Source organism: Campylobacter concisus (assembly GCF_003048445.1).
GTDB lineage: Bacteria > Campylobacterota > Campylobacteria > Campylobacterales > Campylobacteraceae > Campylobacter_A > Campylobacter_A concisus_BF.
In genome coordinates this window covers 130,790-142,143 of sequence record NZ_PIQW01000003.1, presented here as the reverse complement: position 1 = coordinate 142,143, position 11,354 = coordinate 130,790, and the positions used below count along the sequence as shown (strand labels likewise).

The 11,354-nt window shown below is 39.5% G+C and carries 12 protein-coding genes; all 12 read left to right on the top strand.

All coding sequences use genetic code 11. The features are described 5' to 3' along the window. The first annotated feature begins 138 nt into the window (after positions 1-138). A complete protein-coding gene (locus tag CVT14_RS02855; RefSeq protein WP_009294859.1) occupies positions 139-708 on the top strand; it encodes a 4Fe-4S dicluster domain-containing protein in 570 nt (189 codons plus the stop codon). 1 nt (position 709) lies between these two features. Beyond that, positions 710-2,677: a proton-conducting transporter membrane subunit gene (locus tag CVT14_RS02850; protein ID WP_009294858.1), complete on the top strand. Its 1,968-nt coding sequence runs from the start codon at positions 710-712 to the stop codon at positions 2,675-2,677. Between the two features lie 9 nt (positions 2,678-2,686). Then, on the top strand, positions 2,687-3,607 hold the full coding sequence (locus CVT14_RS02845; RefSeq protein WP_002939300.1) for a respiratory chain complex I subunit 1 family protein: 921 nt from the start codon (positions 2,687-2,689) through the stop codon (positions 3,605-3,607). Position 3,608: 1 nt separating this feature from the next. After that, a complete protein-coding gene (hyfE, locus tag CVT14_RS02840) occupies positions 3,609-4,253 on the top strand; it encodes a hydrogenase 4 membrane subunit (protein WP_012001181.1) in 645 nt (214 codons plus the stop codon). 2 nt (positions 4,254-4,255) lie between these two features. Continuing rightward, positions 4,256-5,737: a hydrogenase 4 subunit F gene (locus CVT14_RS02835; RefSeq protein ID WP_103574023.1), complete on the top strand. Its 1,482-nt coding sequence runs from the start codon at positions 4,256-4,258 to the stop codon at positions 5,735-5,737. Beyond that, positions 5,734-7,470, top strand: coding sequence for an NADH-quinone oxidoreductase subunit C (locus CVT14_RS02830; protein WP_009294856.1), 1,737 nt, complete (start codon positions 5,734-5,736; stop codon positions 7,468-7,470). Before CVT14_RS02835 ends, CVT14_RS02830 begins: the two co-directional genes overlap by 4 nt. After that, on the top strand, positions 7,467-8,006 hold the full coding sequence (locus CVT14_RS02825) for a formate hydrogenlyase complex iron-sulfur subunit (RefSeq protein WP_103646020.1): 540 nt from the start codon (positions 7,467-7,469) through the stop codon (positions 8,004-8,006). Before CVT14_RS02830 ends, CVT14_RS02825 begins: the two co-directional genes overlap by 4 nt. Then, positions 8,003-8,827: an NADH-quinone oxidoreductase subunit B family protein gene (locus CVT14_RS02820; protein ID WP_107849643.1), complete on the top strand. Its 825-nt coding sequence runs from the start codon at positions 8,003-8,005 to the stop codon at positions 8,825-8,827. Before CVT14_RS02825 ends, CVT14_RS02820 begins: the two co-directional genes overlap by 4 nt. After that, positions 8,824-9,168, top strand: a complete 345-nt coding sequence (locus CVT14_RS02815; protein WP_002939326.1) for a formate hydrogenlyase maturation HycH family protein — start codon at positions 8,824-8,826, stop codon at positions 9,166-9,168. The genes CVT14_RS02820 and CVT14_RS02815 overlap by 4 nt, the downstream gene beginning before the upstream one ends. Beyond that, entirely contained in the window at positions 9,168-9,614 is a 447-nt protein-coding gene (locus CVT14_RS02810; protein ID WP_021085388.1) for a hydrogenase 3 maturation endopeptidase HyCI, read from the top strand. The genes CVT14_RS02815 and CVT14_RS02810 overlap by 1 nt, the downstream gene beginning before the upstream one ends. Before the next feature lie 184 nt (positions 9,615-9,798). Continuing rightward, the gene (locus tag CVT14_RS02805; RefSeq protein ID WP_021089427.1) at positions 9,799-10,659 is read left to right on the top strand and encodes a formate/nitrite transporter family protein; all 861 of its coding nucleotides are present in this window, start codon (positions 9,799-9,801) and stop codon (positions 10,657-10,659) included. Positions 10,660-10,908: 249 nt separating this feature from the next. Continuing rightward, entirely contained in the window at positions 10,909-11,349 is a 441-nt protein-coding gene (locus tag CVT14_RS02800; protein WP_021089386.1) for a hypothetical protein, read from the top strand. The last annotated feature ends 5 nt before the right edge of the window (positions 11,350-11,354 follow it).

The window sequence follows — 11,354 nt, the reverse complement described above, 5'->3', positions numbered from 1 at the left end:
AGTTATAGAATTGTTTCAAAAATTTCAGGAAGGAGCGTTTGAGATGTTAAATAAAAATTTAACTATCTCTATTCATGTGATTAACAATCACTCTATTAGTGAGCAGGGCGGTCTTGCCTTGTTTTTTAGGAGGAATTTATGAAAAAACATAAATTTGTGATTGCCGATTCTAAACGCTGCATAGGATGTGCGACCTGTATGGCTGCATGTTTTAAAAGTGCTTATGAACGCGGCAAACTATCACGTGCAAGGCTAAGCGTCTTAAGAGAAGCTAGCGGTGTTATGCCGACTCAGTGCAGACAATGCGACGATGGCCCTTGCGCAAATGTATGCCCAACTGGAGCGTTGCGATTTAACGATAATTGCATCGAGCTTCACGAGGAAATTTGTATAGGTTGCAAGATGTGCACGATCGCTTGCCCTTATGGTGCGATAAGCTCAAGTGCAGAGCTTATGCCTTCGGTAAATTACGCTGTCGAGCCAAAATACTATCTTGAGGTAGAGTCTCAATCAGGCGCAAAAAACATCGCAGTAAAATGTGATATGTGCTTTGGCCGTGAAAATGGACCAGCTTGCGTTGATGTATGCCCAACAAGCGCTCTTATAATGGTTGATCCAGAAGAGGGCAAACATAAGCTTGGCAAGAGGATAGACTACGATGCAGCGAATAAATTTGCTACTAAAATTTTAAACGGACAAGGAGCATAAGATGACTACGGTTTATATGCTATTTCTTGTAAGTGCCGTCGTTAGTATCTTGCTCTACTGCGCTCCAAAAGCCGCTGTTAAAGTTGGTTTTGGACTAAGTGCTATAAGCTGCTTTTATGCGATGTGTCACTTCGTTGCAAATATGGGAGTAAGTGATAGCTTTGCTCTTATGGATGGCTTTTTGTATTCGCCAAAATTTGCACTAAATCCACTTGGAAATTTCTTCAGCTTTGTCGTTGTTTTCATCGGATTTGCAAGTAGTGTTTATGGTATGAGCTATGCAGAAGAGTACATAAAAAAAGCAAATGTTGGTGTGTTTGCATGTTTGTTTAACACATTCATCCTTTCAATGCTTCTAGTAATCAGCGCTGATAATGTATTTTGCTTTGTTGTTTTATGGGAGCTTATGACTCTTGTATCATCATTTCTTATCATCGTCAATGACGGTAAAAATACACTTAAAGCGGTTATGGTATATCTTGGCATCGCACAAATTGGTGCATTTTGTATAACCTGTGGATTGCTTATCACAGCTTACTATGCAGGAAGCTTTGAATTTAGCGCATTTATGGGTGTTAAGATGCCATTTGGTGCTTCTGCTGCTGTATTTATACTATTCTTGGTCGGCTTTGGTAGTAAAGCTGGTATGTGGCCATTCCACGTTTGGCTTCCACAAGCTCACCCAGCAGCACCATCAAATGTTTCAGCCCTTATGTCAGGCGTTATGATTAAAGTTGCTCTATTTACTCTAGTTAAATTTACACTTTACCTACCACTTAGCACATATTTTGGTCTTACAATACTCGCTCTTGGTGCAGCTAGCTCACTATTTGGTGTTTTATACGCTCTTTGCCAACACGACTTCAAAGCTTTGCTTGCTTACCACTCAGTTGAGAACATAGGCATCATCTTGCTAGGTCTTGGTACTGGCATCTACGGCGTTGCAGCTGGAAATTTAACACTTGCAGCAGTAGGTTTTCTAGCAGGTTGCTACCACGTAGTTAACCACGCTATATTTAAAGGTCTGCTTTTCCTTTGCGCTGGTTCAGTTATCCACGCTACTCATACACAAAATATGGACATCCTTGGTGGTCTTGCTAAAAAAATGCCATGGACAAGTCTTGGTATGTTTATAGGTATCATGGGTATCGCAGCTTTACCTCCAGTAAATGGCTTTGTTTCAGAGTGGTTTACATATCAAGGTATGCTTCAAGGTGCGATGGGAGAAGGAACATTAGTTAGATATGCATTTACACTTGGCGTCGTAGCTCTTGCGCTAACAGGCGTTTTGGTTGGTATGCACCTTAAACTTTACGCTGTTATCTTTGCAGGTACTCCAAGAGATCAAAAAATTTGGGAAAATGCTAAAGAGAGTCCGATAGGCATGGTTCTTGGTATGATCATCCTAATGATAGGCTGCGTTGGCTTTGGTCTTGGCGCAAACTACATAGTTGATTACATCATGCAAGCTGTAAATTCTATCGCTATAAGCGACTATAAAGCTAGCCTTGGTGCTATAAATGTAACTTCACCTATGGGTAGCATGATCTCAACTCCACTTATCGCTTTAGTCCTATGTGCAACTATGATTTTGCCATTTATCATCCTTGCTGTTATGAAAGCAAACAGAGATAAACCACGCGAAACTGATCCTTGGGCTTGTGGCTTTAAATATAGCTCACGTATGCAAATGACAGGTGGTCCATTCACTGGCGACCTTAGAAAAATTATGCAATGGCTATTTAGAGCTGATAAAAAAGTAGTTACTAGAAATTATTTTGACGCGGTTGAGTATCACAACCATCCAAAAGATATTTGGTGGGGAATGTTTTATGAGCCAGTCATTAAATGGTGTGTGAAATTTGCTGATAAGCTAGGTATCGTTCAGAGTGGTTATACAAATGTATATGCACTTTATATCTTGCTATATCTTTGTGTCATACTTGCTGTGGGCTACTTTTTAGTTTAGGAGACGAAAATGCAAACTATACTTTTAATGATATTTCAAGTAGTCGTTATCGTTTTGGTAGCTCCTTTGTTTGATGGTATGGCAAGAAAACTTAGAGCTAAACTTCAATCAAAACAAGGTAGCGATTTCTTTCAAACATATCGCGACATTATAAAGCTTTTTAGAAGAGGAAGAACCGTCCCTGAGTGCTCTCACTGGGTATTTAGATGGGCTCCATTTTTCCTTTTTGCAACTTCAGCTGCAGTGCTAGCTGCTATACCTATCACTTATAGCAAAGATACTGTATTTGGAGCATATTCAGATATATTTGTTATCCTCTATCTTGGTGCGCTACTTAGATTTGTATTTGGTGCAGCTTCAATGGATAGCGGCAACCCATTTGCGGCAACAGGCGGCGGCAGGGAGCAAATGCTTGGTGTTTATGTTGAGCCAGTTATGATTATGTGCTTAATCGTAGTTATGCTTGCAGCTAAAACATCAAATTTAGTTGAGATCCAAGAGATGGTAAGAACTGGCGTTATCGGATATCAAATTCCAAGTTTTGCCGTTGCTTCTATCGCATTTTTGTGGTGTATGTATGTTGAGACTGGTAGAAAGCCATTTGACTTAGCTGAAGCAGAACAAGAGCTTCAAGAGGGTGTTCTTGGTGAGTATGCTGGTAGCGACCTTGGCTTAGTTCAAGCATCACTTATATTAAAACAGTTTGCTATGATAGGACTTTTCCTAAGCATATTTGAGCCATGGAATTTTAGCAATCCTTTCTTAGCTATTATCGTTTTTGTGATAAAAACTGGAGTATTTTACGTCGCAGCTGTATTTATAGACAACTTTGGACCACGCTTTAAAATGACTTCATCTTTACGCAAAAATGCTCTTGGTGCACTTGCTATTTCGTTTGTTGCACTAACACTTTATGTAGTAGGAGCGTGAGATGCAAACACTAGATATATTAGCCATTTGCATGATCGTAACTTCGCTTGCGGTTTTTGGCCTTAGAAGCTTGAAACTCTCAATCATCGCTTATGCGATAGAGACACTACTTTTAGTTAGTATATTTTTCTTGCTATCTGAGAAATTTAACGCTGAGCAGCTAAAAACTTGGGCGATCGTTGCGTTTTTTACCAAAGTTCTTTTCGTGCCAGGAATTTTGTTCTGGCTTATCAAAAAACTTGGCGTAGTTAGCGAAGATGAGCCAGTTGGTGGATTTTTTGTAAGTCCTGTTATTGCTATGGGATTTTCTCTAGCTCTTTCAATGAGTATCCACCCTATATTTTTAAAATTCTCTCTTATCAAAGAAGAGATTATGTTAATCGCTGCTGGAACAGTCTTTATGATGGGAATTTTTGGCTTTATGTTAAGAAACTCATTTATAAAACAAATTCTAGCTTACTGCTTGTTTGAAAACGGTATCCACCTAAGCCTTGCTCTAATGGCTTACAACTCACATGAGCTAGTTGAGCTTGGAATTCTAACAGATGCGATATTTGCTGTTATTATCATGAGCGTTCTAGCGATTAGATTTTATAAAGCTTATGATAGCTTAGATACTTCTAAAGCTTCAAATTTAAGGGGTTAGAGATGGATAGTTTAGCTTTAATACTTATCATACCGCTCCTTGGTGCTTTGATCTTGTTTTTAAGTCCTAAAAACTATGCAGTACTTAGCGGACTTCATGTCTTGTTTTCTGCTGCGACATCAGTGGCTTTACTTAACAATGTTCTTAAAGTTTTAAGTGGCGGAACTTTTTATAGTTTTGATAAATTTTTATTCTTAGATAGCTTAGGCTGTGTTTTCTTAGTGCTTATCGCCGTAACTGGATTTATAGTAAATTTCTACTCTATCCACTATATGAGATGGGAACTTGAAGATGGACACATTCATTTAAGTGATCTTAAAAAATACTACGCACTAAGCCATGTATTTATCTTTACAATGACTTTAAGTGTTATTTGCAACAACGTTGCGTTTATGTGGGCAGCTATCGAGGCTACTACACTAGCTTCTGTATTTTTGGTTGCTATCCACAAAGATCAAAAATCAACAGAGAGTGGTTATAAATACATCGTTCTTTGCTCAATTGGTCTAGCATTTGCTCTTTATGCAACCGTTCTTCTATACTCAGCTACATATAGCACTTTAGGAGATGGTGAGGCTTCTATGCAGTTTTCAAGCATAATGGAAAATGCTAAAAACCTAAATCCAGATGCTGCAAAACTTATCTTTGTATTTGCGCTAATTGGTTTTGGTACAAAAGCTGGTCTTGCTCCAACTCACACTTGGTTGCCAGACGTTCACGCTGAAGGTCCAGCACCTATCTCAGCATTGCTATCAGGTGTACTTTTAAAATGTGCGATGCTTGCACTTTTAAGATACTACGCTATCGCAGCTCAAGCAGTTGGATTTAGCTTTGTTGAAGGTATAATGATCGTATCAGGAACCATCACACTTTTTGTAGCAGGATTTTTCCTAATAAGACAACACAACGTAAAAAGAATGTTTGCATACCACTCAATCGTTCACATGGGTGTTATCGCATTTGCACTTGGTGTTGGCGGTAAATTTGGTCTATTTGCAGCGATATTCCACTGCTTAGCTCACAGCTTTACAAAAGCTTTGGCTTTCTGCACAACAGGCAATATAGCAAGAATTTACGGTCACAAAGATATGAGTAAGATGGGTGGCATGATTAAGATCGCACCTATTACAACTATTTTGTTTGGTGCAGCTGTATGCTCACTAGTTGGTGTTCCAGCATTTGCTATATTTGTTAGCGAATATAACGTCTTCGTTGGAGCTATCACAAGTGGTCAATATATCGCAGTTGCGCTATTTGCTATTGCACTTGCAGTTATTTTCATAGCTGACTTTGCGCACTTTAATATGGCAAGCTTTGGCGAGCCAAAAGGTGTGGTTGTTCATAATAAAGAGATGAGTTTGTTTGAAAATTTACCTCTTATAGCACTTTGTGTCCTTATCATAATCTTTGGTGTATGGAAAGTAGATAGTTTTTATACGCTAGTAAATAACGGTGTTAATATAATGATGGGAGCTTTAAAATGAGAGGCGATAAATTTGTTGAAATCCTAAAAACAAAGGTAAAAATTTTAGAAGTAACTCGTCAAGCAGACGATCAGATCACAGTTTTGGTTGATAGAAACGATCTTCCACTAGCTGTTAAGACACTTTATTATGATATCGGTGGCTTTATAAGCACTATGATACCAAACGACGAGCGCCAGATAAATGGCTGCTATGCGCTTTACTATGCTATCTCAATGGAAGGTAGCAAGATGACTGAGGCCGATGACTTTGCAGCTGAGGATAAGTGCTTTATCACAGTTAAAACCCTTATCCCAGGAAGCGATCCGACATTTCCATCAGTTACTCCACTTGTACCAGCTTGTGTCTGGTATGAAAGAGAAGCTTATGATATGTTTGGCCTAGTAGCCGAGGGACTACCTGATAAAAGACGTCTAGTTTTAAGTGATGACTGGCCAGATGGACTTCATCCACTTAGAAAAGATGCTATGGACTACCGCTACCGCCCTGATCCAGTAGATCACAGAGATGAGCCTGATGCGGAGTTTTTATTCCCAACAGGTGACGCAGTAGTCGATGTGCCACTTGGACCACTACACGTTACATCTGATGAGCCAGGTCACTTTAGACTTTTCTGCGACGGCGATGAGATCATCGACGCTGACTACCGCTTGTTTTATCAACACCGCGGTATGGAGAAGCTAGCTGAAAACAGAATGAACTATGATCAAATGGGCTATCTTGCAGAGCGTGTTTGCGGAATTTGCGGTTATGCTCACGCTATAGCTTGTATAGAAGCAGCAGAAAAAGCTATAAAGCTTGAAATCCCACTAAGAGCTCAAGCTATACGCGTCATCTGTCTTGAGATCGAGCGTCTTCACAGCCACCTTTTAAATATCGGTCTAGCTTGTGAGGTTACTGGTAACTACAATGCTTTTATGCATATCTTTAGGGTTCGTGAGTACTCTATGGAGCTAGCTCAACTTGTAACTGGCGGACGTAAAACATACGGCAACGTTGTTATGGGTGGCTTAAGACGTGATATGACAAACCATGAGATCAAAAAAGGCTTAGAGATCATCAACAAACTTGACATTCAAATTTCAGAAATTTGGGATGCAGTTTTGGAAGATAAACGCCAAATCGGACGCTGGAAAGGTGTAGGTATCCTAGACCGCCAAATAGCACGTGACTTTAGCCCAGTTGGTCCAAATATGAGAGGCTCTGGCTTTAAACGTGATAACCGCTACGATCATCCATACGACTTCTTCAAACAGATAGAATTTGAAGTAGCAGTTGAGCATGGTTGCGACGTTTTTGCTCGTGAGATGGTTAGATATAAAGAGCTAAAAAGCTCTATCCACATCATCCGCCAATGCTTTGAGATGATGCCTCAAACTCCGATTATGATCGATCCTGTGACTATGATCAAGCCTGAGAATTTCGCACTTGGTCACGACGAAGCACCACGTGGTGAGAACGTCCACTGGATCATGCAAGGTAGCGCTCAAAAAGTATATCGCTGGAGATGTAGGGCTGCGACATATAACAACTGGCCAAGCCTAAGGTATCAATTTAGAGGAAACAATATAAGTGACGCTGCACTTATCGTTTGCTCACTTGACCCTTGCTACTCATGCACCGAGCGTGTTACTTTGGTTGATGTAAGGACTAAAAAAAGTAAAATTTTAACAGAAAAAGACCTTAAAAAATTCTGTCAAGATGGCGGGGTTAGTAAGAAGGATTTAAGATGATGAAGTTATTTGACATCACAGAAAAATATGGAAAGGCGACATACGCCTATCCATTTGAGCCATATATTGTGCCTGAGAATTTCCGCGGTCAGCCAGACTATACATACGATCTTTGTGTAGGTTGTGCAGCTTGCGGTGTCGCTTGCCCTAGTAACGCAATAGAGCTTAAGATGAACGATGAGCAAACAAGGCTTGTTTGGCAGTTTGACTGTGGTCGCTGCATATTCTGCGGTCGCTGCGATGAGGTTTGCCCAACTGGAGCCGTAAGACTTAGCGATAGCTTTGAGCTTGCGGTTAAATTTGACAAGAGCGCTCTTATCCAAAGAGGCGAGCTTGAGATGCAAACTTGCAAATGCTGCGGCAAGCCATTTACGCCAAAAAGGCTTATAAATTTCACCCTTGAAAAGCTTGGCACAGCAAATTTACTCCCAGGCAGACTTGAAGAGGCAAAAGAGTATCTTTTCATCTGCCCAGAGTGCAAGAAAAATCAATCTGCTGAGAGGCTAACAAAAGGCGTTGAGGAGGCTATAAAATGAGTCTATATCAAGTCCCAGAGGACATAAAAACAGCAAATGACCTAACTGCAAAGCTAGAGCATTTAAAAAATATCAAAAGAAGCTTTAGCGTTTATAGGATCGACTGCGGAAGCTGCAACGGTTGTGAAATCGAAATTTTCGCTGCTATCACACCGATGTGGGACCCTGAGCGCTTTGGCTTTAAACTTGTAGCAAACCCAAGACACGCTGATATCTTGCTTTGCTCAGGACCGGTCACAAGACAGATGTATTACCCACTACTTCGTGCTTATGAAGCAGCTCCAGATCCTAAGATCGTAGTTGCTTTTGGTGCTTGTGGAAGTACGGGCGGAATTTTCCACGACGCTTACAGCGTTTGGGGCGGTATAGATAAGATCATACCAGTTGATGTCTATATCCCAGGATGCCCTCCACACCCAGCAAGCGTTATCTATGGTCTTGGCATGGCTCTTGGCATCATCGATCAAAAGCTTCAGAAAAAAAGCTACGAAAATGATAGCACTACGCCTCCTTCAGTTAAAAAGTCAGTAATGGGTGATATCTTGTTTGAACGTGACTTGCATGCTGAAAGTAAAAGGCTAATGAGTTATATCTTTGGTAGAACACTATTTGAAAAATATATGGACGCTATCAAAGCCTCAAGTGATATCCACAACCCAGAGCTTGCACGTGAAGCGGTTATAGCAGCTATCAAAAAAGAAGATGATCCTAGATATGCTGAGTGCATGGCACTTTTACACAACGATGTCTATCTAAAATATGCAAAAGCTAGTAAAAATTTTGCGATTGATGTTGATAGTGAGGTTTGGAGTAAAAGATGATACAAGTTTATAAGCTTACAAAAAGGCATATGGACGACAACGAAAAGCTTCCACGCGAGCTAAAGGAGATAAAAATTTTCTCCACTTGCGTGGGACACGGCGTTGGTACGATTGATTTTAGCGAGAAGATCTTAGAGCTAAGCGATGAGGAATTTGACGAGATGATCAAAAACTCAGGCGAATATGTGAAATTTAAGATCGGAAATTTAAGCAAGTATTTTGAAGTTGAAATTTTTGCTGAGCATATCGCTAGACTCTTGCCACAGCTTTGTGAGTGTAAGCTTAAAGAAATTTTGGCAAATTTAAAAGAGGGATATATCGTGCTTAGGAAGGACTTTTGATGAAAAAGGCCATCCTTTGCATCGGTAATCCTATGCGTGGTGATGATGATGTGGGCAATGAAGTAGGCCGTATCGTAGAGCAGGAGCTAAAAGAGTGGAAGGTATTTTTTGGGCAAGATGTGCCTGAGAATGAATTTTCAGCTATTAGAGAATTTGCGCCCGACATTTTGATAGTAGTCGATGCAATGAGCGGTTTTGATGAGGATAAGATAGAGTTTTTTGACCTAAGTGACGATAGAGACTACATCTACTCAACCCACAACCTCCCAACACCAGTGCTTTTAAGCTATTTGCGTAAAATTTGTCCAAAGACGCTTTTTCTTGGCATTAGCGTCTTACTTGAAAATGTCCTTGATTTTGAAGAGGGACTAAGCGAGCAGGCTAAAAAAAGTGCCAGAAAAGCTTTTTTAAGAATTGTAGAGATTGATAAAAATTTAGTTGGTTAAATTTAGCAAGAGCTAAATTTAATCTGGGGTTTGCTAAAGATAAATTTGATCGTTTTGGATTTGAAATTTAGTGTAAAAACAAGCTTTAGACATTAAATTTTGACGCTAAAATCTCTATCTTTGGCACTGCTTCCTTGCTTTTATTTCTTATAGATCAAAGAAGGTCAAATAAAAAGGAGACGTGATGTTAAATCCGGCAGAAACCGCTCAAGCGGTCTCAAATTCAATGGAACATAAAGCTCATACGCCACTTGTAAGCATTATATTTCTTGCTATCATGGCTGGAGCTGCTATTGCAATGGGTGATATTTTCTGGGCTCACTCAACAGTTGGTATGGCTGAAAAACAGTCTATCGGTCTTTCAAACTTCATCGGTGGTATCACATTTAGCTGCGGCCTCATGATGGTTGTATTTTATGGTGGTCACCTATTTACTAGCTCTGTTTTAAGTGGTGTTAGTGCGTATGATGGCAAATTGCCACTTGGCAAAACCATAAGCTACTGGGTAATTGTTTGGATATTTAACTTCGTTGGTGGAGCATTGATCGCTTATATGTACTACTACTCTGGTTTGCCACTAAAATACGACGGCTACATCTTGCAACACTTCGTACCAGCAGCTATTGGCAAGATCACAGCACCATTTCATGAGCTATTTCTTCGTGGTATCTTTTGTAACGTCTTTGTTTGTATGTCTATCTGGACTGCGACAAGCGAGAGCAACCTATCTGGTAAATTCTTTGCAATTATGTGGATGATCGGCGCATTCGTTGCTTGCTCAATGGAACACTGCGTTGCAAATATGTTCATCATCACCGAAGCTATCATTTCTAAAGCTCACTATATAGCAGCAAGTGGTGGCGATATCAACGCTGCAGCAGCTTTACTTCACACTACAGCTGATAAGCTAGATGTCATCAACTGGACAAATTTCTTAAGCAAAAACTTGCTTCCAGTTACACTTGGTAACATCTGCGGTGGTCTTTTCTTTGTTGGTCTTGTTGGCTTCATGGCTAATAAATTTGATATGAAGAAAAAAGCTTAAAACCAATTTTAGTCTTTGCTTTTATGGCAAAGGCTAAATTTTAAATCTCTCTCTTTTTTACCTCAAAAGTTTCAAAAAAATCTCTTATTTTTCATCTAAAAAATGTCACACTCATCTTAAATTTATCGTTTTAACTCCCACATTATTTGAAAATTTGTGACATTTTGGAGTTTAAAATGTCTTAGTTAATAAATTTAGAGCAATAATAAAGCTAAAATTTAATATAATCCCACGAAAAAAGGAAGGCTTATGAAAATTTTTAATGCATTTTTTACTGGCATTATATTTGTTCTTGCTCCTATTTTTACGCTATTTGTTGGAATTTACAACAACTACTTTTCATTTTATGGCATAAATGAGTATTTCAATGTGATTTTTGTGGATAATGTGCCTTTTTTGTGGCTTTTACCTGTGTTTTTTATATTTGGATATTGTTTCTTTTACGCGCCATTTAGGAAAATTTTTAGAGCCTTTTATCTACTCCTGCTCCTGCTTTGCGCACTCAGTTGGTATCCTGATTTTGGACGAAGCTTGGGCGAGGCTTATTTTATGAGTAAGCCACTTGAGATGGATCTATCTTCAAATTTACAAAGCGAGCAAAAAACAAGCGGCAAAGTCCTTTATGACGGACGAAGAGAAATTTATTTTCTAAGAAGTGACAATGATAAAGTCGTTAAAATTTCAAAGTAAAGTTT

Excerpts from the sequence above, each read along its gene's own strand:
- CVT14_RS02855 (WP_009294859.1), top strand. The coding sequence starts at position 139 with ATGAAAAAACATAAATTTGTGATTGCCGATTCTAAACGCTGCATAGGA.
- CVT14_RS02850 (WP_009294858.1), top strand. The coding sequence starts at position 710 with ATGACTACGGTTTATATGCTATTTCTTGTAAGTGCCGTCGTTAGTATC.
- CVT14_RS02845 (WP_002939300.1), top strand. The coding sequence starts at position 2,687 with ATGCAAACTATACTTTTAATGATATTTCAAGTAGTCGTTATCGTTTTG.
- hyfE (WP_012001181.1), top strand. The coding sequence starts at position 3,609 with ATGCAAACACTAGATATATTAGCCATTTGCATGATCGTAACTTCGCTT.
- CVT14_RS02835 (WP_103574023.1), top strand. The coding sequence starts at position 4,256 with ATGGATAGTTTAGCTTTAATACTTATCATACCGCTCCTTGGTGCTTTG.
- CVT14_RS02830 (WP_009294856.1), top strand. The coding sequence starts at position 5,734 with ATGAGAGGCGATAAATTTGTTGAAATCCTAAAAACAAAGGTAAAAATT.
- CVT14_RS02825 (WP_103646020.1), top strand. The coding sequence starts at position 7,467 with ATGATGAAGTTATTTGACATCACAGAAAAATATGGAAAGGCGACATAC.
- CVT14_RS02820 (WP_107849643.1), top strand. The coding sequence starts at position 8,003 with ATGAGTCTATATCAAGTCCCAGAGGACATAAAAACAGCAAATGACCTA.
- CVT14_RS02815 (WP_002939326.1), top strand. The coding sequence starts at position 8,824 with ATGATACAAGTTTATAAGCTTACAAAAAGGCATATGGACGACAACGAA.
- CVT14_RS02810 (WP_021085388.1), top strand. The coding sequence starts at position 9,168 with ATGAAAAAGGCCATCCTTTGCATCGGTAATCCTATGCGTGGTGATGAT.
- CVT14_RS02805 (WP_021089427.1), top strand. The coding sequence starts at position 9,799 with ATGTTAAATCCGGCAGAAACCGCTCAAGCGGTCTCAAATTCAATGGAA.
- CVT14_RS02800 (WP_021089386.1), top strand. The coding sequence starts at position 10,909 with ATGAAAATTTTTAATGCATTTTTTACTGGCATTATATTTGTTCTTGCT.